Below are 26439 nucleotides of genomic sequence, written 5' to 3' on the forward strand. Positions count from 1 at the left end.
AAATTGATGTGTTGTTTGTGTTCAGATGCTAATCTTCGGCATCATCATATTTGTTTTTGTTCTTTGTTGCCGGTTTCCCCGCTATGCAAATTACAAATTCTCCTTTTAAAGTATTGTTTTCAAAATGTGATTTTATTTCAGCTAAAGTGCCCCTCACAGTTTCTTCAAACATCTTGGTGAGCTCTCTGCTTACTGATGCCTGCCGTTCTGCTCCCAAATATTGTGCAAATTCTTCTAAAGTTTTTAATAAACGGTGCGGACTTTCATAAAGTATAATGGTACGCTCTTCTTCGGCCAGTTTTTTAAATTTAGTTTGCCTGCCTTTCTTAACGGGTAAAAAACCTTCAAAACAAAAGGCATCTGCAGGTAGTCCCGAATTAACCAAAGCCGGAACAAAAGCAGTTGCCCCCGGAAGGCACTCTACGGCGATATCGTTTTTAATGGCCTCGCGCACGAGAAAGAAACCGGGATCGGAAATGGCAGGAGTACCGGCATCTGAGATCAGGGCAATTTTCTGCCCTTCGTTTAAAAACCTGATAATTTCTGAAGTGGCCTTATGTTCGTTATGCTGGTGATGTGCGAAAACCCTTTTATCAATACCGAAATGCTTAAGCATGGGGGCGCTGGTACGGGTATCTTCGGCTAAAATTAAATCACATTCTTTTAGGATCCGGATTGCCCTGAAAGTCATGTCTTCCAGGTTGCCTATTGGCGTGGGTACGAGAAATAGTTTGCCATCCATTGTATCAGGTATTGGGTTCAGGTATCAAGTATCAGGTATCAAGTAGGGAGTATCGGGTTATTGAGCTGCGGATGGTTGAAAACTGCAAACTAAAAACTGAAAACTCTTTCTATCTTTGTAAAAAAAATAAAATAATGCTGCAAGTTAACTATATCCGCGAAAATAGAGAGAAAGTTTTAGAACGTTTAAGTGTACGTAATTTTAAACAACCAGAACTGGTAGACGAAATCATCAAAATTGATGAAGAACGCCGTTCCACTCAAACTTCGTTGGACAGTATTTCAGCAGAAGCGAACGCAGCCGCCAAACAAATTGGCGATTTAATGCGTGCGGGCAAAAAAGAAGAAGCTGAGGCAATTAAAACCCAAACGGCTTCTCATAAAGAAAATATAAAAAATCTTGGCGATAAATTAAATGAGCTGGAAACGGCGCAGCACAATCTGATTGTTCAGTTGCCAAACCTGCCTTACCATTTGGTAAAACAAGGCTCAACTGCCGATGATAACGAAATTGTGCTTACACATGGCGAACCGGCCAAATTGCCAAACAAGGCTTTGCCGCATTGGGAACTGGCCGCTAAATACGATATCATTGATTTTGAGCTGGGTGTTAAAATAACAGGAGCTGGTTTTCCGGTTTATAAAGGAAAAGGTGCCAGGTTGCAACGCGCACTTATCAATTTCTTTTTGGACCATGCTACAGCTGCAGGTTATAAAGAAATGCAGGTGCCACATTTGGTAAATGCTGCTTCGGGTTTCGGTACGGGTCAGTTGCCGGATAAGGAAGGGCAAATGTATCACTCAACAGTTGATGATTTGTATTTAATTCCAACGGCCGAAGTTCCGGTAACCAATTTATACCGCGATGTGATTGTTAAGGAAGAAGATTTGCCTGTTAAAAACACAGCCTATACGCCTTGTTTCCGCAGGGAAGCAGGTTCTTACGGTGCACACGTTCGTGGCTTAAACCGCTTACACCAGTTCGATAAGGTAGAAGTAGTACAAATTACACATCCAGATAAATCGTACGAAACTTTAGAAGATATGAGCCAGTATGTTCAGTCGCTTTTACAGGAACTTGGTTTACACTACCGCGTTTTACGTTTATGTGGTGGCGATATGGGCTTTACATCAGCCATGACTTACGATATGGAGGTGTGGAGTGCAGCCCAGGAACGTTGGTTAGAGGTTTCTTCTGTTTCTAACTTCGAAACTTACCAGACCAACCGTTTAAAACTACGTTTTAAAGGTAAAGAAGGTAAAGCGCAGCTGGCGCATTCATTAAACGGAAGTGCATTGGCATTGCCACGTATTGTAGCTTCTATTTTAGAGAATTACCAAACTGAGAATGGCATTAAAATCCCTGAAGCTTTGGTGAAGTACACCGGCTTTGATATGATTGATTAACTTTTTATTAATCGTCATTGCGAGGCACGAAGCAATCTTAATACGCCATTAAATGTTGGGCAACCAAGTCATGAATTTCTGTACTGACCGGGGAATAAGATTGCTTCGTCGTTCCTTCTCGCAATGACGATATACTTAATAAAAAAAGCTTTGCATCACTGCAAAGCTTTTTGTTTTTATATAGATAGATGTAATTTCGATTATAAGATCAGGATCAACAATAAGATGATGATGATAATGGCACCAACTGAAAGGTAAACACCACCAGAGATTGCGCGTGCCTGTCCTTTTAGTTCTCTTAATTCGCTGCGTAATGCTTTACGTTCTGCTTTAGTCAGGTTCGATTTGTCCATGTCTCTGATTTCTTCAACACGGGTTTTAATCCTTTCTAATTTTACAGCCTGCTCTGCAGTTAATTCGGTTGGGTTTTTAGCAGGTTTATCAGCTGCCTGAGCCGAATTAAAACTAATGCCTAAAGCAAAAACCAAGGCTAGCGTGTAGATGAATTTTTTCATAATATTAATTTTTTTAGTGTTCGACCTCTAACTAACAAAAAACCTACCAAAATGTTCTGGTAGGTTTTAAAAACAGCTAATTAAATGTTAAATGTGTTATTTGATTTCGAAAACCACATTAACACTGAAGTTTAACTTAATTTTTTTGAAGTCGATTTCAGGTGCGGCATCTGCAGATTCGGCCATTGCCGACTTCATCATGTAGTTTCTGTAAACAGGCTGTACAACATTGTCGCCACCATCCTGTATTTCAATTACGCTACCTAATTTATCGCCCAAAGCTTCTACCATGTAAGCCGCTTTTTCTTTTGCAGCCAATAGTGCTTTAATTTTCAGCTCTTTTTTCAGGCTTTCAATTTTGCTGTAATCGTAGCTTTCGATATTGGTGTTCGCAATACCTTTGGCATCAATTGCCTCGATGATGGCGTTAAACTTGTTTAAATCGCTAACTTTTAGGCGGTATTGTTTGCTGGCTAAAAAATCAGGATTTTTCTTTTTCTCTGTAGCATAGTTCCAGCTGCTTAAATTGCTGATGGTTAAATTTTCTTTCGCAATACCAGCTTTTTGAACTGCTGCATACAGTTGTTTCTCTAATTCAGTAATTTCTACTTTTTTCTTACCATTCAGGTATTCTTTAAGCGATATGCCGATGTAAATAATATCGGGTGTAACTTCTGTTTCGGAGGTGCCGCTCACATTAATTTTTCTGCGTAAATCTACTTGTTGAGCCATCGCTGTCGATAATCCTAAAAATGCAACTAATGCAAGTGCTATTAACTTTTTCATAATTCAAATTTTTCTTTGTGTGTACTGTAAAGATGTAAGTGCTGCACAAATTCCACACCGTGATTAAAATATTTTTTGTTTTCCCTGATAACGGGCTTCACTTTCAAATAGCTACAATCGGGCCATTATTTATTGAAGTGTAGACCGATTTATTGATCTATCTTGTTTATTTTCAGTTGGATATATTTTGGTGAAATATAGGCCAAAACAAGATTTTTTTAGGCCGAAAAGGTTAAAAAACAATTATAAAATATTTTTAAAATTTTGGTGGTGATGCCCCTCGTTGAGCTAAGATTGTAGCCAAAGCATGGCTTATACCTGTACTTAAAAAGGTTGATCTGGACTGAAAAATGTAAAATGGGTAGCGCGTGTTTTCTCAATCGAGAAAAATTATGCGCAAGGTTTTATGCTTAAATAGACGGAATTATATAGGGTTATAAAACCGAGCGCAGCAGAATATTTCTGCAGAATTTTAATCTTATTGTATCCTAAAAAAGATACAAATGGAGCGTGTTTAGCGGTTAAACTTTTGAAACTTTAACGGCAGTTGGTCCTTTTTGGCCCATTTCAACTTCGAAAGTAACTTTATCACCTTCTTTAATCTGTGTGATTAAACCATTGGCGTGAACAAAGATGCTATCCTGAGTTTCGGTGTTTTTAATAAAACCGTAGCCTTTACTATCGTTAAAGAAAGTAACTGTTCCTTTTTTAACCGGGCTTTCGTCAATAATATCCTCTTGTCTTGAAATACCAATCTGAATGTCTTCAGTATTGATTACTTTCTTTTTGCTTGGATCGGGTGGAGTAGAAGAGATGTTTCCGTTTTCGTCAACGTAAGCCATCATGTCTTCAAGCGTTAAACCTTTTTTAGCATTAGCCTGACGTTCTTCTTTTTTTTCTTGTTTCTCTTTTTGTTTCTTTAATCGTTTTTTTTCGTTCTCTTTTTTACTGTATGTTGCCTGAGATTTAGCCATATTTTATTTAATTGTTTTGTTTTAGAAGGGTGAGTGGAATGGAGAATTATGCAAAGATAACAATACTTAAGCATAAACACGATTTTATTCGGGAATGCGCAGTAATAAATTATCTCTGTTTTGTTTGCCAAATTCGCATTAAATCAGTTAGATAGCTGCCCAGCCTGCTTTATCTATCTGGTAAACGAAATTCAGTTTTACTGGTTCGCCGTAATAAGCTACTTCTAAATCGCCAACTTTGGTAGCTCCTAATTTCTCTGCAGCTTTCTGCGAACGGAAATTGGTAGCACCAATATGCAGGATTACCCGATCTACAAACTGAAATGCATAATCGAGCATCAGTGTTTTTAGTGCGCGGTTGTGCCCCTTGCCCCAAAACTCGCGACCGATAAAGGTGTAACCCACAGCAACTACACTGTTTTCTTCATCAAGATCATAATATCTCGAACTTCCCACAATTTTGCCAGTTTCTTTTTCGTAAACAATAAATGCGCCTTTCGATTCGATAGCGCCTTTAAAGAAATTCTGGAAAACAGCTCTCTGGTAACGGTCTTTGTTGGGATGCTGTTCCCAGATCAGCGGATCGGATGCTACCGCATACAAGGCTTCAAAATCAGTTTCTTTTAAGGGAACAATTTGAATTAAATCGTTCTCCAATGTTGGTTGTAAATCGAATTGCATATGGTTTGCTTATAAAAACGGCCGGCTAAAAAGCCAGCCGTTTGTGGTGTATTTTACTGTAGAGCCCCTGAAACCAAGCCGAAAGCTATCGGATCACGGTAACGGACTAGCGGTTTATTCTACCAGACCTTCAATTGCAACTACTTCGTTTGCTTCTTTCTGATAATCTACTTTATCAATTTCGAAACCGAAAAGACTTAAGAAATCAGATCTGTAACCTGCTAAATCGCCAATGGCTGGTAAAGTTTCGGTTGTAGCCTGCTCCCAAAGTTCGGCCACTTTTGCCTGTACATCTTCGCGCATTTCCCAATCATCGATCCTGATTCTGCCTTTTTCATCAACAGGAACCGGGTTGCCGGTAAATAACCTGTCGGCATATAATCTCTGGATTTGCTCAATGGTACCTTCGTGGATGCCTTCGGCTTTCATTACTTTGTACAATAAAGAGATGTACAACGGAATAACCGGAATAGCTGAACTGGCTTGGGTAACCAATGCTTTATTTACCGATACATAGGCTTTACCGTTAATATCTTTCAATTTATCGCCAATGGTAAAGGCTGTAGCTTCTAAATCGTCTTTTGCACGACCAATGGTACCTTTGCGGTAAACCGGCTCGGTTAATGCAGGACCAATGTAAGAGTAAGCCACTGTTGTAGCTCCATCAGCTAAAAGGTTCTCTGCTTTTAAGGCATCGATCCACATGGCCCAGTCTTCGCCACCCATTACGGCAACGGTGTTGGCAATATCTTCTTCGGTAGCTGGCTCGATCGAAACCTCGCTAACGTTACCGGTATGGAAATCGACAGTTTTATTGGTGTAAGTTTCGCCGATTGGTTTTAAGGTAGAACGGTGTAAAACTTCTGTATCAGGGTGTTTTCTAACCGGTGAAGCTAAACTGTAAATCACTAAATCTATCTGACCTAAATCAGCTTTGATTAATTCGATTGTTTTAGCCTTGATTTCTTTAGAGAAGGCATCGCCATTAATGCTTTTTGCATATAAACCAGCTGCATGTGCTTCTTTTTCAAACGCGGCACTGTTGTACCAGCCTGGTGAAGCCGTTTTACCTGCTGAAGGTGCTTTTTCGAAAAATACGCCAATGGTAGAAGCGTCAGAGCCAAAAGCAGCAGCAATTCTTGAAGCTAAACCGAAACCGGTTGAAGCACCAATTACCAATACTTTTTTAGGACCGTTGATAGCTCCTTTTGATTTTACATATTCAATTTGATTCTTTACGTTTTGAGCGCAACCATCGGGATGTGCTGTTAAACAGATAAAGCCCCTCATTCTAGGTTCGATAATCATTTTTGTTCTTTTTTACGTTTTGTAATGTTAAAATAAGGGCGCTTTAAAGGCCTCCTGAAAAAGCCGTTGTGCCCAAATCTTTAACGAAGATAAATTTTTAATTGTTTAACATTAAATGAATTTTAAATATTGAAGGTTTTTAATGGGGAGAGGGTTTGTATTTTTAACCGCAAAGGGCGCAAAGTTTTCGCAAAGAAACGCAAAGCTGGAGGATGGTTTAGGCGATTGGACTCCGGACCTCTGACTTTTTTTACCACCGAGGGCATTGAGTTTTACACAGAGGAAACAGAGGGTTATTGTTTAACTGTAAAGCGCGCAAAGCTGGGGGGGATTAGACTTCCGACTCCTGACTTCCGACTTTTTTAACCGCAGAGGGTACAGAGGTTTTCGCAAAGCGCGCAAAGCTGGAGGAATAGTTATTGGCGATTGGGCTTCAAACCGCTGACTCCGGACCTCGGACTTCTAACTCCAGACTTCCGACTATCACATATTTCTTTTATTTTAGCGGCACACAGATAAAACCGGTAACCATTAATGAAAAAGCTATTACTGCCCATCTTATTTATTTTGATGGCATTTGGGAAACTATCAGCACAGACTCAAAATCAGAACTCTGGCTGGTTTATGTTTTTAAACAATACTAAATTTAACGATAAATGGGGATTGCAATTTGATCTTCAAATCCGTTCGGCCGATGATTGGGGCTACGTTCGCAATACTTTGGTACGACCCGCTGTTCAATATTTCATTAACAATAAAAGTAATGTGGCCCTGGGGTATTTATGGCAAAACACCGAATTAAGGTTGTTGGGTTCTTCTAATAATTCTTTAACCGAACACCGCATTTTTGAGCAATATATTTATAACCATAAAATCAGTTCGGTATTTACCAGTCACAGGTTTAGACTTGAGCAACGTTTTATAGAGCGTTCTAACAACGATGACTTGTTTTCGCAGCGCTTCCGTTATTTCGTGCGGTTTATTAAACCTTTGCAAAAAGCTCAGCCAACTTTTACCAAAGGTGCTTTTGTGGCTTTGCAGAATGAAATTTTCTTAAACCTGCAGAACAAAAGCCAGCTTAATAATAGTGTTTTCGATCAGAACCGCGCATACCTGGCTTTGGGCTATCGTTTTTCGAAACAGTTTGATATTGAGGCAGGTTATATGAACCAGGCGCAACATGGGGCTACAGCTAATACCGTTAATAACATTATCCAGTTGGCGCTGTACACGAGGTTTTAATGTTTTAAAGTCATTTTTTGTATAGCAACTCTTACAAAGTGTTAAAGCAGTTGTATTTGATCTTGCTTTTTGCTCAATTTGCCGCGTGAAAAAATTTACCATTCTATTTTTAGCACTTTTGTTTGGCAAGCGGATGCATGCACAGGAGATTACAAGCTCTTCGGCCAACCAAACGCCGACCTCGAAAAGTTTATTTAATCCCGAGCACAAACGGAATTTCTCGCGTAAGGGCAATTTTTATTTTCACTGGGGATACAACAGTTCCTGGTATGGTAAAAGCGATATCCGCTTTCAGGGGCCGAACTATGATTTTACACTGAAAGACGTTGTGGCGCACGACAGGCAATCGAAATTAAGCTGGGATTATCTAAATCCATCTTTGATTACCGTGCCACAATACAATATCCGCGTAGGCTATTTTATAAAAGATAATTACAGTATTTCTATTGGCTGGGACCACATGAAATATGTAATGGATATTCCGCAAACAGTAGCCATTAGCGGGCACATCGGTCCCAATATTTCGCACGATAATGCACCAACCGGCGCATTGGCCGGCGATTATAATGGACAAAGCATAAATGTTAAGGAAAGCATGCTTACTTACGAGCATACTGATGGTTTTAATTACGCCAATATCGAGGTAGAACGTTACGATGATATTTGGGTAGCACCAGGAGGTAAAACCTCTTTAACATTAGAAACCGGTTTAGGTGGCGGACTAATGGTACCACGTTCTGATGTGCGTTTGTTTGGTCAGGGCCGTAATAACCATTTCAGCATTTCGGGCTATGGGGTTTCGGCGAAAGTTGGACTTAAATTCTACATCTGGAAAAACTTTTACCTGCAAAATACCACCAAGTTTGGAGCTACTAATTTAACCAATGTACATACTACCGGCTGGGATGAATTGGATAAAGCGAGTCAGAAGATTAACTATATCGAAAACATCTGGTTGTTCGGAGTTCAGTTTTAAAAGATAATGAAGGAGGCTTAAGCCTCCTTTTTTGTTTCCGCATCATCTTTCTGTTCTTTAATTGCCGCCGCAATTTTTGCAATATCTTTAAAGGGAATATCAGCAATGAGGTTGTGGATGTTCGCTTCTTCTTCGCGCCTTATTAATTTCTTTAATGGATGCTTGTCGTTTAGTATTTCGTTTTTATCGGGGTACCAGACAAAAAGATCGGCAGGTTCGCAAATTAAAAGTTTGCGTAATTTCTCGATATGATCTAACCTGATTGACCGGGTTTTACCATGTAGAATGTAGTGTGCCGAGTGTGGTGTGAAACCTGCTTTAGTGAGGTAGGTATGGGGACGTTCGATGCCCCGGGCCGTAAAAATTGGAATTACATTTAAAAATAACATATTGTTAATCGGTTAAGTGATAAAAAACGGTATTCAGTTTATCAGGGATGATTAAACAATAGCTATAGCGGACGTAAAAACCACAAAGTACCATTGAATATGATAAATATAGTTAGAAAGATTATAAAACAAAACTACAATTATTAAAACCGCAGGTGCTAAAACATAAAATTCAGTTCAAGGTATATAGCATGGCGTTGTTAAAAATTAAAATGACGTTTAAAGAAAATACAATACAGATTTTATTGAGTAAAGCGAAGTTCTTAAAACATAAATGGCAGGATGTAAAAAGTAGATTAACGATTTAAAAACATAAAATGTTTATGTTAAAAGGTCAAAGTTCTATGTAATAAATAAAATTTAGTTACCAATATTTATCACTGTAGTTCAGTAGTTTTTAAATCTGCGTTAATTTGCTGAAGCTCCTTGCCGAGTTTGTTTTGGTTAAAGAAGGCCGCGAGTGCTTTCAGCCTTTTCCTATTGTCGTATTTCAGGTTTGAATTTAGCTTTTGCTGGCATTTTGAACATAGTCTGGCCGTGCTTCTATCGGTTTCGGCTAAACTATTGGCTCCATTCATTAAACAATTGGCTTCAACGCAGTGGGTTAATCCGAATATATGGCCGATTTCATGTGAAGCGGTTTTTAGAAGTCTTTCGAGGCTTAAAGTAAATTGCTCATTTGTAAGGGGCTTTTTATGAAACCGGTAAATCGAGTTTACAGCCAATCCTTTATCATAAGATGCCAGCCCGAACACGAAATTCCATTTATCATTCGGGAACAAGTCCATTTCGGTTATGCCAAGCATGGCGATTGCATCTTTTGGCCTCCCAAGGGCTACAACAGTATCGCGGATATAGGTGGCTAAGAGTTGTTCGTGTTGCTGGCTTATCCTCCGGGCATGTGGTGGCACAATATTGTTGTTTACTTTGGGCAGCAATACTGTATTGAGCTGGAAAAACTTTTCTAAATACCCACGGGTAAGCTGAATTTGCTTCCACTCAAGCACCGAAAATTCTCCAATTGGTTTTAGATAAATAGTTTTTACTGTTTTGTTGGGCGTAAGTGGATGACTATTATGGTAATTGGCCAGGGTTTGAATTCGTTCCTGATGATTAAAAAGCCAGTCGCCTTTTTGTGGCTTTTTTAGCGGGATATCATTTTGAGCCACTGCACTAAAATAGCTGGAATTGCTGTTGCAAGAGGCCAGTGCTACAATGGTAAACAGGTGAAATAAAAGATAAGGAACCGCCTGTTTCATATTCTAATTTACATCCAGCAACCTTCTGTGGTAATTAATTTGCCCCAGGTGATAGGCGAGATGGGTAGCCAGATGGGTAAGAAAATAAGCGGTTGAGGTTTTTCCTTCAAGTACCAAAAGGGGATATTCGGCCTCCAGCTCTTCGGTCGTGATTTTATCGAGTGTTTGGTTTACAATATCGACGGTTGCATCTATCTTGATAAGCAGTTCTTCGCGGGGTACATCTTTTAAAGAAAACTCGAGGTCGCGGTTTCTGATATAACCACTGTTTCCAAGCGCAGCACCTATGTAAGTATTTAAATTGCCGATTAAATGCAGACAGAGGTTACCCGCCGAATTGGCTATGCTTTGATCGATGATCCATAAACTGGCCTCGTTTTGGTATGATTCAATTTCCGTTTTCAGTTTATGCAGATCGCGGCTGAAGAGTTTTTTTAGGATTTGGTTTAGCATGGTTACAAAATTAAGGAGTCATTCTTTTTGCGTCCTGAGATAAAATTTCTTTACCAGCCTTAGTAATTTCAAGGGTGGCGGGGGCTGCACCAGTTTCGCCCATTACGGTAATGTAACATGTGTATACGTAATCGCCGCTTTTAAACTGATAGTTATGATTACCGCCACTTCCATCGGGAGTAAATTTGCCGTTTTTAATAACCAAAGCTGGTTTATCGCTCATTTTACTTTTTATTGGCCAGGAAGTATATCGGAAATTGAAATTACCCAGATTATCAATCCTGATTCTGTACTTTGCTGTTTCAAAAAGAAGTACAGGCGCTTCAAAAACCTGGATTGTTGGATGTAATTTTGCTTTTTCGACTGCAATTAAACGAGCCCTTTCCGCGCTTTCTAATTTTGACTGATGGTTTACGCTGATTAGGTAGCCATCATAATCCAGCCATACATCGCCATTTAGCAACATAATTCCACGCCAACCTACATCATCCCAATTTGTTTCAGGGTTAGAACTGATAATCTTCCTGGTCAATTCTACATCGAAAATGGCTTTGTATCTTTTTATAAATTCCTGCTTGTTTTGAATAGGCGGAAGGGGGTATTCTCTTTTTAAGGGAAACCTGATTTTGATACTTAGCTTTTCAATGTTATCCTTTTTGATGCAGTCTATAAAATGATTAACAAGCGGGAGATATTTTTTATCGAGCTTTTGGCTGTAAGCTGATACATGGATAAATAATAATAGGCATAAAAACAGCTTTTTCATAGCTTGGAGCGAGTAGTTTAAGCAAATATAAATGTTATTAAATCTCTTTTACGCCGGAATTACATTTACCACCATTCTTTCGGGGGCAACCAGTGAAAGCTGTTTTACACATTTCCATTTCGAGCCTGTTAATCCTTCCATGGTGTCTACTTCTTCAATAATGTCGCCATATTCGTAAACGTGATAGGCGTAACTCCACAGTAAATTGGCCATTTCATTTTCATTAAATGCTGTAAACCTAATCTGGAAATCGGGAAGGCCTAGCGCATGCATGCCAATGGTGTCCATCAGTAATTCGCGGTTTTGAGGATCGTTACTTACATTGAAAAGCCTAACGTTGCAGAAGGCATACAGTGCCTGTACTTTATCGGTTTCCCAAAGGTTGGTAATGGCAACCGGGTTTAATATTTTATCGCCGTGAAAGGTATATACTGCACTGGGTTCTGTAACCTTGATTACAGCCGTAAGGAAATCCATAAACAGATTTACACGTGCTTTGTAGGCTAAGCTTCTCGACATTAAATCGGTAATCAGTATTTCGTATTGGCAGCTTTGCGCTATCTCATTGGCTTCCGGCCAGTGCCAGTTTTGAGTAAAAGCGGTATCGGGAAGGCCGACTCCAGCTTCATTCCTGTCGGGGATCAGGATGTTGAGCTGTGCAGGGAGGGTAGCGTCGGTCAGCTGAACAGGATAATCGGGAAAGGAAAAAATAAGGCTGCTTATAGAAAATGAATGATCTACGTTGGCGATTTGCTTTTTTACTTCCGCTAAAATCTGATCGGCATTGAGGTTGGGTTTGCCTGAAAATAAAAGCTTGGTCATCAGCATTTCCGGGGAGTTCTGAGGTTGGTTATCTTCAGCTATCGGTTCAATATCTGCTGTTATTGTGTTTTTCTTTTTAAATGGGTTGAATAAATTCATGCCTAAATTTAGCATGTTTTGGATATAGTGGGAGATTCTTTTTCATTTTTGCGAATATGATTTTCAATTACGATTTGTTATAGCCTATCTTATTAAAAATGGCATTTAATATTTACACAGTTGGCTCGTTAAAAGGATTGGTATATGCAAAAATGCAAATCATAAAAAAACGCCCCTGATTGCGCAGGGACGTTCTTTAAATAAGGTTTTATCAGGTTTACACTTTTCTTACTTTTCCTGAGCCGATTACAGTTTTATCAACTGTTGGGTTGCCAGAATAGTTTACACTTCCTGAGCCGCTGATTACCGCTCTGATGCTTTCGTCAACCGCGATATTAACCGTGCCTGAACCACTGATGGTTGTAGAAAGTGTTTTTACAGCAAATGATTTACCGGCAAAAGCACCCGAGCTGCTAATTACCACTTTAGCGTGATCGGCACCACCTGTAATGTTGATAGAACCTGATCCGCTGATAACACCGCTATAATTATCTACATCAGCCGTGGCTTTGATGCTGCCAGAGCCACTAACTGTAGTGGTTAGGCTACCTGTGCTGATTTTTCCACTAACGGTTATGCCACCATCGCCACTAACGGTTAGGCTGGCCAGTTCTTTTGCAGTAACGTAAGCTGTTATTTTTTTGCCATCATATTTGTTAGACCAGCTTCTAATGCTGGTTTGTGGGCGGATTACCAAAACGCCGCTTTTTACTTCGGTAACGATGGTTGCAATTGCTTCGGCATCTCCTTCTAAACGGCAGCTTTCGGTATTACCCAAGGTTACAATTACGTTAATTGGCCCTGCCGAGGCTACACCATTGAAGTTTTTAACCTCGCGGTCGTCTTTTAGGGATTTAGCGGCATTGATGGGTGTATGTGCTGATGCTGCTATATTAATGCCAGAAGTTAATGTAAATGAAGCTAGTAATAGGGCAAATAATTTTTTCATGGTTATAGATTTTATAGGTCTTTAATAATGATGAATAATCGGTTTTGAATATAAGACGGCAGTTTGGCTAAAAAGTTGCACCCGGTGAAAAATTTCGTGCTAATTTGGTGTCAGATTTTTAATGTCAGATGGGAACATCTGACCTCATCTAAAGGTTCCAGAACTAGATCGTCATTCCCGCGCAGTCGGGAATCTTAATGCAATGGGCTTTAAGATTCCCATCCGATAGCTATCGGATCAAGTTGGGAATGACGATCGTCTAAACTTAGGATCTCCATAGGTTATTGTACTTAACCCTTCTTAAATGTTAATATAAAATAGCGGGTCGTGTTTGAAATTGTCCACAGTTAGGCCTGCATCAACCGCAATGGTTTTCAAATCGTTGGTAGGTTTAATTAACCTGAGAGAAGTCAAGTTTTTAAAACTTGACTTCTCTGTAAATGTGCTAACCCTTCTTAATGTTAATATAAAACAGCGGGTCGTGTTTGAAATTGTCCACAGTTAGGCCTGCATCAACTGCAATGGTTTTCCAATCGTTGGTAGGTTTAATCAATGTATAAGTACCTGCCTTCAAAGTAACACGTACCGGCATGTCGAAGCCCTTAACATCGGTTACCCAACGGTAAGAAAGCGTATTGTTACTGATTTTATATTCGAGCACCGGAATTTTGGTGTAGCGCAAATACTGATCGAATATCTTATCTAATTTTAAACCGCTTTGTTTGGCCATGTATTGCTCAATCTGTGCTGTAGTAACTGTTTGGTGATAAAAGGTTTTGCCTAAGCCACGTAAAATCTGCCTGAATTTCTCATCGTTGTTAATTAACTGGCGAATGGTGCTGATAAGGTTCGCTCCTTTAGGATACATATCGCCCGAGCCTTCTTTGTTTACCCCATACGGACCAATAACCGGAATATCGTTACGAATGCTTTTTTGCAATCCAATTACATATTCATCTGCAGCGGCTTTGTTCTCGGTACACTCGGTAAATAATACTTCAGAGTAATTGGTAAAGCCTTCGTGGACCCACATATCGGCAATATCTTTCGAAGTGATGTTATTGCCAAACCACTCGTGACCACTTTCGTGGATGGTGATGAAATCCCATTTTAAGCCATGCCCGGTGCCACTTAAATCGCGGCCCAGGTAGCCTTGTTTAAACTGGTTACCATAAGCCACAGCGCTTTGGTGCTCCATGCCCAGGTGTGGTGCTTGCACCAGTTTATAACCGTCTTTATACCAGGGATAGGGACCAAACCAGTATTCAAAACATTTTAGCATGGGTTTTACATCTGCATCCCAATGCGGGCGTGCTTTTGCACTGTCGGTTTGTAAAGCCCAGTAATCGATGGTGAGTTTTCCGTTTTCGCCATTGTAGCTATCTTCCCAGTGCGAGTATTTACCAATGTAAAAACTTACATCGTAATTGTTAATGGGGTTGCCCACAAACCAGTTGTATTGCTTATAACCATCTGGCTTGTCAACTGTGTTTCTTAATCTGCCATTTGATATTTCTTGTAAAGTTTTAGGTACTGTAATGCTGATGAGCATACTGTCTACCTCATCGCTCTGGTGATCTTTATTTGGCCACCAGCAACTGGCACCCAGTCCCTGGCAGGCTACCGAAACAAAGGGGTTGCCAGCGCTGTCTTTCTTGAAAATGAAACCGCCATCCCAGGGTGGTGTTTTGGCCACAACCGGATTACCCGAATAAAAAACAGTGAATTTATCTTTGCTTCCTTTTTTTACTGCCTTTGGGAAGATTACAAAAACAGCATTGTATTCTCTTTTAAAAGCTAGTTCGGCACCTTTGTATACTACTTTTTCTACTTTAAGGTTATCGAAAAGATCGAACTGGAGCTTGGTGAAATCCTGTGTAGCAGTGAAAGCAAATTCGTTGCTTCCGCTAACCGATTTTTGGTCGATATCGATTTTAACATCCAGGTGGTAATAGTTGATATCGTAACAGGTACGCAAGGGTGTAAGGGTTCCGCGCAGGCTATCAGCACGCGAGTTTACCTGGTTTTTGCCCAGCATTTGCGCCTGCAGGCCTGAGATACTGCACGCGAGCGCTAAAATGGTGAATAGTTTTTTCATTTGTTTTTTATTAATCGTTTAAAACGATTGGTTATTTACGAACGCGTTAGAAACGCGCGCGAATAGGCTTGTTATTTAATTACATCAACTTCGATAAAGCTATCGTTAAAAACGGTTTGCGTAGCTTTAATATAGTCGGCTTCGGTTGCTTTATAAGGATTATCTACAAATTTTTGAGGATTGCGGGCAAACAACGGAAATGCGGTGCTCTGTACCTGAATCATGATGCGGTGTCCTTTTTTAAAGGTGTGCAATACATCCTGTAACTGGAAATTCACTTCTGTTTTTTGGTTGGCCACCAAGGCTTCAGGCTTTTCGAAACTGTTACGGAAACGTGCCGGCATTACTTCCGAACGTACCATTTGCCAGTAATTGCTCAAAGTGATGTTTTTGTTTGGCATATAGGCGTTGTTGGGTTCATCGGCTGGGTAAACATCAATCAGCTTCACAATAAAATCTGCATCGGTACCCGTTGTGGCAATTTTAAGGTGCGACATGATCTCGCCACCTAAAGTAATATCGTTATCCAAAACATCAGTTTGGTAAACCAAAACATCGGGACGGCGGCCTGCAAAACGCTGATCTTCGCTCATGTAGTTATGTGGGGTAAAACCAAGTGTAGTGGTTAAATCTTCGGTGTAGGGCACCGGTTTAAGCGGATCACTGATATAATTAACTGAGCCTGTTGTGGCCGGAGCCGTCATACTCAGTTTACCATCAGCGCCTAAATAGAGTTTTTGTTTGCTTGCCTTTTCAGTAGGCCATTTGCTAAAGGTTTCCCATTCTTTTTTGCCGGTATCGAACATGTATGCCTCTGGTAAGCCCGAGTTTTTATCGCCATTGCCTTTTAAAAAGTGGTTGAAGAATTTAGCTTCGATATTTTTTTGGTAGAAAGTGGCAATGCTATCGCCAAAATACACGTTACTGTGCATGGTGTGACCGGTTTCGCGGCTCCATCTTCCATGGCCAAAAGGCCCCATTACGATAGTGTTGTAAGCATTCGGATTTTTCTTCTCGATGGTTTTGTAAATGTTTAGTGGACCTGATAAATCTTCGGCATCGTACCAACCGCCTACTACCATTACCGCTGGTTTAACGGTGCTGTAGTGTTTTAGCAAACCACGTTTTTGCCAAAATTCATCGTAATTGGGGTGGTTTACCGTTTCCTGCCAGAAAAAATTGTCTTTATAATATTTGTCGGCATTGGTTAAAGGGCCCAGATCTAATGCAAATTGATAACCATCTTTGGTTTTAGCGTTAATCATCTGGTTGTTGTACCAGGCTTTAGAAGTAGTATCGGTTTTCTGTACCCCAAATACCGGGAAGGTAAAAAAGTAACTCTGTAAAAATGAGCCATTGTGGTGGAAATCATCAAAAAAGAAATCCGAAATGGGAGCCTGTGGCGATGAAGCCTTTAAAGCAGGGTGGTTACTTAAAATACCTGCTGCGGTATAAAAACCAGGGTAAGAAATTCCCCACTGGCCAACCTTTCCGTTGTTATTGGCTACATTTTTAACCAGCCAATCGATGGTGTCGTAAGTGTCAGAACCTTCATCAACATCTTTTTTGTTTTTTTTATTGTCGATTACGGGTGTCATATTGGTCCAGGTACCTTCGCTTTTCCAACGGCCACGAACATCCTGATAAACCACAATGTAACCTTCTTTCATCATCAGTTCTGATGGTCCTAAACGGGCAGGGAATTTATCTTCGCCATAAGGGGCCACACTGTAGCAGGTGCGCTGCATCACCATAGGATATTTTTTATCCTTAGTTGCATCTTTAGGGGTATAAATGGCGGTGAAAAGTTTTGTCCCATCGCGCATGGGGATATAAACTTCTTTTTTGGTGTAGTTGGCTTTGGGGTAATTGGCATCTCCCTGTGCAAAGGCAGAAGATGCCGAAAGCAGGATGATAAAGAGTTTAAAGTATTTCATTTTTTAAGAATAAGTAAGTTGGTTGCATTTGGTTGGTGGATAAACGAACCAATGCGGTGGCAATGTTTATTTATTGAGATTAAAGTTAGTATTTAAATTTCTTTATTTGGATGCGATCCTTCGACAGGCTTAGGATGACAGTTTTGCCCTTCCGGTTCGTGCGGACACGAACCGGGGAGCGGAATTATTTCAACACCGAAATCGTAATAAACGAACTGTTAAAGGTGTCGTGGTAAATTTTATGGGTTGCTTTCTGGAAATCGCCGGGCTCTGCCTGGTAAATATCCATAAACTTTTGCGGATTGCGGTCTGCCAGAGGGAACCATGAATTCTGAATCTGGATCATGATTTTGTGACCTTTTTTAAAGGTATGTGCTACATCAGGCAATGGATAATTTACTTTGGTAATGGCACCGGGTACAAAAGGCTCGGGTTTTTCAAAGCTGTTGCGGTATTTGCCGCGCATAATTTCGCCGCGTACCAGCATTTCGTAACCGCCCATAATCAGGTTTTTAGGGTTAGGTGTAGGGTTTGGAGCATCTTCCGGGTAAACATCAATCAGTTTCACCACATAATCGGCATCCGTACCAGTAGTAGAAACTACCAGGTTGGCTAAAACAGGCCCGGTTAAAGTAATATCTTCTGTTAAAACATCGGTTTGATAAGTTTTTACGTCGGGCCTGCGGGCTGCAAAGCGCTGGTCGTCGATCATGTACTCGCGGGTACGCTTCGCCTGAACGCCATCCTGATAGGGTACCGGATTATTCGGATCGCTTACATATTCATCCCAGCTATCGGTACGGCCTACTTTTTCGAAAGCCAGTTTTCCGTTAGGGTGTAAATAGAGGTTTTTCGTTTCTACATCCTGTGGTGGCCAGGTGCTAAATTTTTTCCATTCGTTGCTGCCGGTTACAAAAATATTGGCTTCGGCGGGGTTAAAATCGCCTTCGCCTTTTAAATAATGTCTAAAGAAAGGCAATTCGTATTGTTGCTGGTAATCGATACTGGTGGTTTTGCCAAAATTAATATCGCCCAGGTAAGAACCATCGCTGCGCACCCAGCCCCCATGGTACCACGGGCCTGCTACCAGAATGTTGTTTGCACCAGGGTTTTGTTTTTCAATAGCTTTATAAGTGGCAAATGTACCGTAGGCATCTTCGGCATCGAAGAAACCACCAACGACCATCACAGCAGGTTTAACATTGGTTAAGTGTGGGGTAATTAAGCGTGCTTTCCAGAAGGTATCGAGATTGGGATGTTTAAATAAATCGTTCCAGAATTTAATGCTGTCGGCAAAATAACGGGCTTTTAAATTTTTAACCGATCCGGCTTCCAGGTAAAAACGGTAATTATCCTGAATGGGGAACTGAAAACCTTTCGGGCCTTTATCTGGCGTAATTGGTTTTGGACGCGGCACACCAAAGCTGCCCATAAAACTAAAGGCATCCATTAAAAACAAGGTGCCACGGTGGTGAAAATCATCGCCCACAAACCAATCGGTAACGGGTGCCTGTGGCGAAACTGCTTTTAGTGCCGGATGGGCATTGGGCAGCGAAGTAGTGGAATAAAAACCCGGATAAGAAATACCGTAAATACCGGCATTGCCGTTATTTCCTTTTACATTTTTAACCAGCCAGTCGATGGTATCGTAGGTGTCGGTACTTTCATCAATCGCTGTTTTGGTTTTTTTACCGCTTACCTGCGGACGGATATCGGCAAAGGTACCTTCACTCATCCAACGGCCGCGAACATCCTGGTAAACAAATATGAAACCTTCGCGCATCATGGCCGGAAAATTACCTAAGCTCAATTTGTACTGATCTGCGCCATAAGGAGCCACAGTATAAGGCGTACGGTTAATTAAAAAGGGATATTTTTTGGATTGATTTTTGGGTATGTAAATGGAGGTGAATAGTTTAAGCCCATCACGCATGGGAATCTGGCGTTCTATTTTGGTGTAGTGCTCTCTAACGTATGCCGAATCGCTCTGCTGGGCCAGCAATTCATTCGAAATAAACAAACAGATTAGGAGACTGAAAATTCTGGGAAAGTTCATTTAAGTTTAGTTTTTAGGAATAAAATTTAAAGATAGCAGATTCGGGTACGATTCTAAAAAAACATCCCGTAAAAGGTTTGTTAGTAATGAGGTAAAATGGAAGATGGAAAAGGGAGGATGGATGGTGGAAGTGGATTTTACTAATATAGCGTCTTCGTCATCATGGTATCAAAATTTAGTTAAATATTGTTAAGGGATAATCTTTTAAGAATTTTCATCGTCATATAGATAATCGAATTAAACACAAAATAATGAACAGGTTATTGAATAAAGGATTGGTTGTTTTCGCTGCAGCAGCGATGATTGCAACTTTAAGCGTAGAAAGTGTTTCTGCCCAACGGCCAAGCAGGAGTGGTGGCTCTGGTGGTGGTAGCAGGTCGGGTTCAATCGGACCTTCAAGAGGAGGAGGTTCTATTTCCAGACAGCCATCTATGCAAGCTCCAAACCGGGGCAGCTTTTCGCCAGGCAGGGTAGGTGTCAGGCCAGAACGTCCGGGTTATAGTTACAACAGACCGGGCTATCGCCCAGGTTACAGGCCGGGCTATGGTTACCGTCCGGGGTTTGGCAGACCTTATTACAGGCCATATTACAGTTATTATAATTTCTATCGTCCGTTTTTAGGTTTCAGGATTGGTGTGCTGCCTTATGGTTACTATCCGTTCTGGTTTGGTGCCAATCAGTTTTACTATTCTGGCGGATTGTTCTATCAACAAAATAACAGTCAATATGAAGTGGTAACCCCTCCGGTTGGAGCCGAAGTTCCGAGCTTACCATCTGATGCAAATCTGGTTACCATTAACGGAGTAGATTATTACGAGTATAAAGGTGTGTACTACACCCAGAAAGAAAATGCCGATGGTAAAACGGTATATGTGGTAGCAGGTAAAGACGGTATTTTGAATACAACTGACGGCCCTGTTGATACGCACCAGATTGGTGATATCATTAACCAGTTGCCTGAAGGTTGTCGCGAAGTAACCATTAAAAACGAGAAATATTTTGTTTCGCCTGATGATGTGTACTACGAAGAAATTGTAGACGGCAATAACATTACTTACCGTGTAATTGGTAAGTTGTTTTAAGCAAATCCCCAGTAGTGATCAAGAGTTGTCAACTTTACTAACCAATTTACCAGAAAGTTGACAACTCTTTTGTACAAACTGATAGCCAAAACAGATAAACGATCAGAAATGCGCTCAGAAGAGACCCTGAAATAAATTCAGGGTGACGCGTATTACAGCCGCTCAAAAATCGATACTTTTACAGCCTAAATATTCCGATTTGAAACCTGTATCTCATCTGCTTATTATTCATGCGTTTTTTGCCGTGATGCTCTCTTCTTGTTCTGCAACAAGGCAGGCTGCGAAGCAAAAAGAAACCAGCATTTCGTCGGTTAAGTTTTTAGATGAATACGTAATGCCGTTAAACCATACCTTTCAAAATACAGTAGTTGGCGGTTTATCGGGTATTGATTACGACGAGGCCAGCAATCAATACTATCTCATTAGCGACGATCCTTCACAGTTAAGTCCGGCAAGAATTTACACTGCGCAAATCACGATTAAAGATAATAAGATTGATACTGTGCAGGTAACAGGGGTAAATTTTATCCAGCAGCAAAACGGAAAACAATATCCGCAATACCGTTCAGATAAGACTTTAAAAGCAGATGGTGAGTCGGTTCGTTATAATCCTAAATCGAAAAGTTTTATCTGGAGTAATGAAGGTGAACGTGTATTAAAAAACGGAGATACCATTACTGTTCAGCCAGCTTTAACCTTTATTACTAAGGAAGGCCGGTATTTAGATACGATACCTTTGCCTGCGGGCTTTCATTTTACAAAAGGAGAAAACGGACCACGCAAAAATGCCTTGTTTGAGGGCGTAACCTATGCTGATCATTATAAAACCATTTATGCCAGTTTAGAAGAACCGCTTTACCAGGATGGGCCGCAGGCCGCTTTTGAATTTGATAAAGCGCTTACCCGGATTTTAAAGTTTGATGCCATAACAAAGCAAAATACAGCACAGTATGCTTATAACCTGGGGGCGATGCCGGTAAAACCAACCGTAGAAAACGACTGGAATGTAAATGGCATATCTGAAATTTTAGCGGTAAACGATCACACTTTACTGGTGATGGAACGTGCCTGGGCTAAAGGGCACGACGATCATACGTTTATTAAACTGTTTCTGGTTGATTTGAACGGAGCAGAAAATGAAATCGATAATACTGGTTTTATTCAAAACCCACCCAAACCCTTAAAAAAGAAATTGCTTTTTGATTTCGATTCCCTTAACAGGCATATCGATAATTTCGAGGGCATCACCTTTGGTCCAAAATTATCAAACGGCAACCAGTCGCTGATTTTTTGCGTCGATAATAATTTCAGTAAATCGCAAACCCAGCAGTTTTTCCTGTTCGAGGTTATTCCTTAGTTACAATTTATAATGAGTAAAATAAAAGCGCTGCTCTTCGATTTAGACGGTACATTGATTGATTCGGAGAAATTTCATTTCGATTGCTGGAATACATTTTTATCCCCCTACAATGTTCAAATTGATTTTAAGGACTGGTTAAGCAATTATGCGGGAATCCCGCTGCCCAAAAATGCAAAAACCATAATAGACCGCTACAAAATTGATGAAGATTTAGATGGCTTTATTGACCGAAGGGAGAAAGTAACGTTTGAGGGATTTAGGACAACTGATATCCGGTTAATGCCACATGCCCTGGAGTTTGTACAGTTTGCTTACGAAAAAGGGCTTACGCTTGCAGTGGTTACAGCCAGTCCGAAATTGGATGTAGAAGCTGTTTTTGAACGCAATGGTCTGGCAAAATATTTCCGTTTGTTTATTACGCGGAGCGATGTAAGTAAATCAAAACCTGATCCTGAAAGTTATAACCTGTGTGTGGAGCGCCTGGGTTTGCAAAAAGACGAATGCCTGGTTTTTGAAGATACTATCAACGGGGTGAAATCGGCTATGGCTGCAGGCATTACCTGTTTTGCTGTGCAGGCCAATGTGCGGGCGCACCAGAAATTAAGGGTGGCCGATCAATTGTTCCTGAATATGGCTTATGCCCAAAAATATATCATTGAAAATGAGCTCATCGCCATTCATTAACTTTAGTCGGTTCATTTAACTGTCAAATCTCTTAACGGCCTGCTAAACTAAGGGCATATTGGCTATTGGGTTACAGCAACGCTTGCAGCTTTTAACCTTTTTTCCCTACATTTGGCTAATCAAAATTCTCAAGAAATTATGCAATACGATGTCGTTGTTATCGGTTCAGGACCGGGCGGTTATGTAGGCGCAATCCGTTGTGCTCAGTTAGGTTTAAAAACTGCAGTAGTAGAAAAATATAAAACTTTTGGAGGTACTTGCTTAAATGTTGGCTGTATTCCGTCAAAAGCGCTATTAGATTCTTCAGAGCATTACCACAATGCTGCCCATACTTTCACTACCCATGGTATCAACTTAAAAGATTTAAAAGTTGATATGAAACAAATGATCGCCCGTAAAGACGATGTTGTTGCTCAAAATACAGCAGGTATCACCTATTTATTCAAGAAAAACAAAATCGATTCTTTCGAAGGTGTAGGTTCTTTCGTAGATAAAAATACCATTCTGGTAACCAAAGCTGATGGTACTACCGAAACTTTATCGGCTAAAAACGTAATTATCGCAACGGGTTCTAAACCTACTGCTTTGCCGTTTTTACCAATCGATAAAAAACGCATCATTACCTCAACCGAGGCTTTAAACATTAAAGAAGTGCCAAAAACAATGGTTGTAATTGGTGGTGGCGTTATTGGTTTAGAGTTAGGTTCTGTGTACGCACGTTTAGGTACAAAAGTTTCTGTAGTTGAGTTTTTACCTTCAATTATTGGTACCATGGATGCTGGTTTAGGTAAAGAACTTCAACGTGTGTTAAAGAAAACTTTAGGCATGGAGTTTTACATGGGACACAAAGTTACAGGCGCTACCACCAAAGGTAAAACGGTAACTGTTACTGCCGATACACCAAAAGGCGAATCTATTTCTTTAGAAGCAGATTATTGCATCGTAGCTGTAGGTCGTACCGCTTATACCGAAGGTTTAGGTTTAGATAAAATCGGTATCACTGTTGAAGAAAGAGGTAAAAAAATTCCGGTAAACGAACATTTAGAAACTTCGGTTAAAGGTGTTTATGCCATTGGTGATGTGATTACCGGTGCAATGTTGGCGCATAAAGCCGAAGATGAAGGTACTTATGTTGCTGAATCAATCGCCGGACAAAAACCGCATATCAATTATAACTTAATCCCAGGTGTGGTGTATACCTGGCCGGAAGTTGCTTCTGTTGGTTTAACTGAAGAGCAATTGAAAGAAAAAGGAACAAAATATAAAGCAGGTTCATTTCCGTTCAAAGCGAGTGGTCGTGCTAAAGCCAGTATGGATACCGACGGTTTCATTAAAGTATTGGCCGATGCCGCTACTGATGAAGTTTTAGGTGTACACATGATTGGTCCACGTGCAGCTGATATGATTGCTGAGGCTGTTATTGCAATGGAATTCCGTGCATCAGCAGAAGATATTGCACGTACCTGCCATGCACACCCAACTTATACTGAAGCGTTAAAAGAAGCTGCTTTAGCCGCAACTGATAACAGAGCGATACATATTTAATCAATCGGCTATGCTGAACTTGTTTCGGTAGCTGTTTGATGTTTATACTTATAAAATCCCGGTATTTATATCGGGATTTTTTGTTTAACTACTTTTTCGTCATCTCGAGCGGAGTGCAACGTAGTCGAGAGATCTATCTCGAGGTAGATATTTCTCTGCCCGAAGCAGGCGGGCGTTCCGCTGCGCTTTAGTCGAGATGGCGACCTGGGGGCGCTTTTGTCTTTCTGCTTTGAGCTTTTGTCTTTCCACTTTAAGCTTCGGTCTTTACACATTCTTAACCAAATGATAATCTACACTGCTTGAAAAACAGCGTTATACGAATTTATTTTGCGGTTCAGATAATAAACAAACGATGAACTGTAAAAAACTATTTGGTGCGATCCTGATTGCATCACTGGCATTTACTGCCTGTAAGAAAAACCCAACCGATGAACCGATTATAGATCCACCAACCGAAGCGGTAGTTCCCGAAAAAATCGACAGTTTTAAGGAAATTGCATCAATTGATTTGGGTGGAGAATTTGCTTCAGAAATTTCTGCATACGATCCCTCAACCAAACAGCTGTTTGTGGTGAGTAACGATGGCGGAACCAAGGTTGATGTGGTGGATATGAGTAAATACCCAACCGTTACCAAATTGAAAACATTAGTTTATCCAAACAATGCGGGCATTAACAGTGTTGCGGTGAGCAACGGTTTACTGGCAATTGCTTTAGATGGTGCCGATAAGCAGGGAAATGGAGATGTGTTAGTGTTAAAAACCTCCGATTTATCAGAAGTTAAAAAGATTACTGTGGGTGCTATGCCCGATATGGTAACTTTTAGTCCGGATGGAAATTACATTTTATCGGCTAACGAAGGCGAACCGAATCTGGCTTATACTGTTGATCCTAAAGGAAGCATTTCAATCATCAATATCAAAGATAATTATTCGGTAAAAACGGTAGATTTCTCGGCTTTCGAATCGCAGAAAGCAACTTTAATGGCAGGTGGTTTCAGGATTTATGGTTACAATGCCAGTTTTACCCAGGACATTGAGCCCGAATATATTGCCGTTAGTACTGATTCTAAAAAAGCATACGTTACCCTACAGGAAAACAACGGTGTTGCCGAAGTGGATATTGTTGCCGGAACCATTACCAAAATTACCCCTTTGGGCACCAGAGATATCAGTTTAGCCGAAAACGCCTTTGATGTAAGCGATAAAGACAGTAAAAAAGTTTTGGGTACATGGCCTATCAAGGCTTATTATTTGCCCGATGCAATTTCATATTTCAGCACTGGCGGTACTGCTTACCTTGCTTTGGCAAATGAAGGCGATACCAGGCAGGATTATACCCCTAAAGACGCTAAGGAAGAAGTGCGCGTAAAGGATCTTATTTTGGACCCGGTTAAATTTCCGAATGCAGCAACCTTGCAGTTAGATGCTAATCTGGGCAGGCTTACCGTAACCAATACTGCTGGCTATACCGTGGTTGGTGCCAATAAAGTATATCAGGAATTATTTTCAACTGGCGGAAGAAGTGTAAGCATCCTGAATGCCAATACCGGCGCCTTGGTAGCCAATATTGGTAAAGATTTAGAGCAACATGTAATTGATGCTGATAAATACGATGATGACCGTTCAGATAATAAAGGGGTAGAAGTAGAAAGTGTAACTGTTGCACAGGTAAACGGAAAAACTTTAGCTTTTATTGGTATGGAGCGCGCAGATGCAATTGCCATTTATGATGTTACTACTCCTGCTGCACCGAAATTTGTTCAGCTATTCTCTACCGGCGATGCACCCGAAGGCCTGTTATTTGTAAAACCAAAAGATAGCCCGAATGGCAGAAGCTTATTAATTGTTTCAAACGAAGCAGATGGAACAGTTCGGTTCTATCAACCTGATAAAATATAGTCGACTCTCTTATTAATTATTATGTTTTGGGCCCCGGTTTTACATCGGGGCTTTTTTGTTTTGCACTATTTCATTCGATAAACCGTCATTCCCACGGATTGGGAATCTTAATGCCTTAGATAAGCTGTATAAGCTATTGAATTGAACAACATCTGGCACCATAATAACCACGCTTTACCCTTTAAGCTTCCAACTTTTAACCCTATATTGCAGCACAAAATAAAACTTTAGGGGTGCCTTCAAATCTGTTGGCTGAGAATATACCCATTTTGAGGTTAAAGGTAGAAGGTAAAAAGGTAGAGGGTAATGTCCTTCAGCCTTAAAACCCTCCAGCCATCAACCTCAAATGAACCTGATCCGGATAATGCCGGCGTAGGAAATTAGTTTGTCTGCTGCGTACAATGCATTTC

At 40.5% G+C, this 26439-nt stretch carries 23 protein-coding genes; 8 read left to right on the plus strand and 15 right to left on the minus strand.

The genetic code is table 11. The features are described 5' to 3' along the window. Positions 1-28: 28 nt before the first annotated feature. The gene (gene rsmI, locus HWV58_RS04755; protein ID WP_175632985.1) at positions 29-742 is read right to left on the minus strand and encodes a 16S rRNA (cytidine(1402)-2'-O)-methyltransferase; all 714 of its coding nucleotides are present in this window, start codon (positions 740-742) and stop codon (positions 29-31) included. A gap of 134 nt (positions 743-876) precedes the next feature. Between rsmI and serS the strand changes: the two genes are divergently transcribed. Then, complete coding sequence (gene serS / locus HWV58_RS04760; protein ID WP_175632986.1) at positions 877-2148, plus strand: serine--tRNA ligase; 1272 nt, start codon at positions 877-879, stop codon at positions 2146-2148. A 200-nt stretch (positions 2149-2348) separates the two neighbouring features. On the opposite strand, the gene HWV58_RS04765 is transcribed toward serS, so the two are convergent. From HWV58_RS04765 to fabV, 5 genes are all read right to left on the minus strand, one after another. Then, positions 2349-2663 (minus strand): hypothetical protein, encoded by a 315-nt coding sequence (locus tag HWV58_RS04765; protein WP_124562554.1) that lies wholly within the window; start codon positions 2661-2663, stop codon positions 2349-2351. 96 nt (positions 2664-2759) lie between these two features. Then, positions 2760-3449, minus strand: a complete 690-nt coding sequence (locus tag HWV58_RS04770) for an SIMPL domain-containing protein (RefSeq protein WP_175632987.1) — start codon at positions 3447-3449, stop codon at positions 2760-2762. Between the two features lie 521 nt (positions 3450-3970). Beyond that, complete coding sequence (locus tag HWV58_RS04775) at positions 3971-4423, minus strand: cold-shock protein (protein WP_175632988.1); 453 nt, start codon at positions 4421-4423, stop codon at positions 3971-3973. 147 nt (positions 4424-4570) lie between these two features. Further along, positions 4571-5104 carry a GNAT family N-acetyltransferase gene (locus HWV58_RS04780; protein WP_175632989.1) on the minus strand — a complete coding sequence of 178 codons (534 nt, stop codon included), beginning with the start codon at positions 5102-5104 and terminating at the stop codon, positions 4571-4573. A gap of 114 nt (positions 5105-5218) precedes the next feature. Continuing rightward, complete coding sequence (fabV, locus tag HWV58_RS04785) at positions 5219-6412, minus strand: enoyl-ACP reductase FabV (protein WP_175632990.1); 1194 nt, start codon at positions 6410-6412, stop codon at positions 5219-5221. A gap of 534 nt (positions 6413-6946) precedes the next feature. Here fabV and HWV58_RS04790 point away from each other — a divergent pair. Both HWV58_RS04790 and HWV58_RS04795 read left to right on the plus strand, forming a co-directional pair. After that, positions 6947-7654 (plus strand): DUF2490 domain-containing protein, encoded by a 708-nt coding sequence (locus HWV58_RS04790; RefSeq protein ID WP_175632991.1) that lies wholly within the window; start codon positions 6947-6949, stop codon positions 7652-7654. A gap of 85 nt (positions 7655-7739) precedes the next feature. Further along, the gene (locus HWV58_RS04795) at positions 7740-8630 is read left to right on the plus strand and encodes a hypothetical protein (RefSeq protein ID WP_235972649.1); all 891 of its coding nucleotides are present in this window, start codon (positions 7740-7742) and stop codon (positions 8628-8630) included. A 17-nt stretch (positions 8631-8647) separates the two neighbouring features. Here the strand turns inward: HWV58_RS04795 and HWV58_RS04800 are convergent, their stop codons facing one another. The 9 genes from HWV58_RS04800 to HWV58_RS04840 all read right to left on the minus strand — a co-directional run bounded on the left by HWV58_RS04800 (position 8648) and on the right by HWV58_RS04840 (position 19458). Beyond that, positions 8648-9019: a helix-turn-helix domain-containing protein gene (locus HWV58_RS04800; RefSeq protein ID WP_175632992.1), complete on the minus strand. Its 372-nt coding sequence runs from the start codon at positions 9017-9019 to the stop codon at positions 8648-8650. 377 nt (positions 9020-9396) lie between these two features. Next, complete coding sequence (locus tag HWV58_RS04805; RefSeq protein ID WP_175632993.1) at positions 9397-10278, minus strand: archaemetzincin; 882 nt, start codon at positions 10276-10278, stop codon at positions 9397-9399. Positions 10279-10281: 3 nt separating this feature from the next. Next, entirely contained in the window at positions 10282-10731 is a 450-nt protein-coding gene (locus tag HWV58_RS04810; protein WP_175632994.1) for a DinB family protein, read from the minus strand. 10 nt (positions 10732-10741) lie between these two features. Then, complete coding sequence (locus HWV58_RS04815) at positions 10742-11497, minus strand: hypothetical protein (RefSeq protein WP_175632995.1); 756 nt, start codon at positions 11495-11497, stop codon at positions 10742-10744. 48 nt (positions 11498-11545) lie between these two features. Continuing rightward, on the minus strand, positions 11546-12418 hold the full coding sequence (locus HWV58_RS04820; protein ID WP_175632996.1) for a DUF4261 domain-containing protein: 873 nt from the start codon (positions 12416-12418) through the stop codon (positions 11546-11548). A 217-nt stretch (positions 12419-12635) separates the two neighbouring features. Further along, positions 12636-13367, minus strand: coding sequence for a head GIN domain-containing protein (locus HWV58_RS04825; protein WP_175632997.1), 732 nt, complete (start codon positions 13365-13367; stop codon positions 12636-12638). A gap of 445 nt (positions 13368-13812) precedes the next feature. Next, positions 13813-15465, minus strand: a complete 1653-nt coding sequence (locus HWV58_RS04830) for a M1 family metallopeptidase (protein WP_175632998.1) — start codon at positions 15463-15465, stop codon at positions 13813-13815. Between the two features lie 71 nt (positions 15466-15536). After that, a complete protein-coding gene (locus HWV58_RS04835; RefSeq protein WP_175632999.1) occupies positions 15537-17402 on the minus strand; it encodes a CocE/NonD family hydrolase in 1866 nt (621 codons plus the stop codon). 184 nt (positions 17403-17586) lie between these two features. Continuing rightward, positions 17587-19458 (minus strand): CocE/NonD family hydrolase, encoded by a 1872-nt coding sequence (locus tag HWV58_RS04840; protein WP_175633000.1) that lies wholly within the window; start codon positions 19456-19458, stop codon positions 17587-17589. Positions 19459-19709: 251 nt separating this feature from the next. On the opposite strand from HWV58_RS04840, the gene HWV58_RS04845 reads away from it, so the two are divergent. From HWV58_RS04845 to HWV58_RS04865, 5 genes are all read left to right on the plus strand, one after another. After that, positions 19710-20540, plus strand: coding sequence for a DUF6515 family protein (locus tag HWV58_RS04845; RefSeq protein WP_175633001.1), 831 nt, complete (start codon positions 19710-19712; stop codon positions 20538-20540). A gap of 199 nt (positions 20541-20739) precedes the next feature. Beyond that, entirely contained in the window at positions 20740-21897 is a 1158-nt protein-coding gene (locus HWV58_RS04850; RefSeq protein ID WP_175633002.1) for an esterase-like activity of phytase family protein, read from the plus strand. Between the two features lie 12 nt (positions 21898-21909). Next, the gene (locus HWV58_RS04855) at positions 21910-22584 is read left to right on the plus strand and encodes an HAD family hydrolase (RefSeq protein WP_175633003.1); all 675 of its coding nucleotides are present in this window, start codon (positions 21910-21912) and stop codon (positions 22582-22584) included. 138 nt (positions 22585-22722) lie between these two features. Beyond that, positions 22723-24129, plus strand: a complete 1407-nt coding sequence (lpdA, locus tag HWV58_RS04860) for a dihydrolipoyl dehydrogenase (protein WP_166208615.1) — start codon at positions 22723-22725, stop codon at positions 24127-24129. A gap of 352 nt (positions 24130-24481) precedes the next feature. Beyond that, entirely contained in the window at positions 24482-26029 is a 1548-nt protein-coding gene (locus HWV58_RS04865) for a choice-of-anchor I family protein (protein ID WP_175633004.1), read from the plus strand. Positions 26030-26439 lie beyond the last annotated feature (410 nt).

The organism is Pedobacter ghigonis (assembly GCF_903166585.1).
Classification (GTDB): Bacteria; Bacteroidota; Bacteroidia; order Sphingobacteriales; family Sphingobacteriaceae; genus Pedobacter; species Pedobacter ghigonis.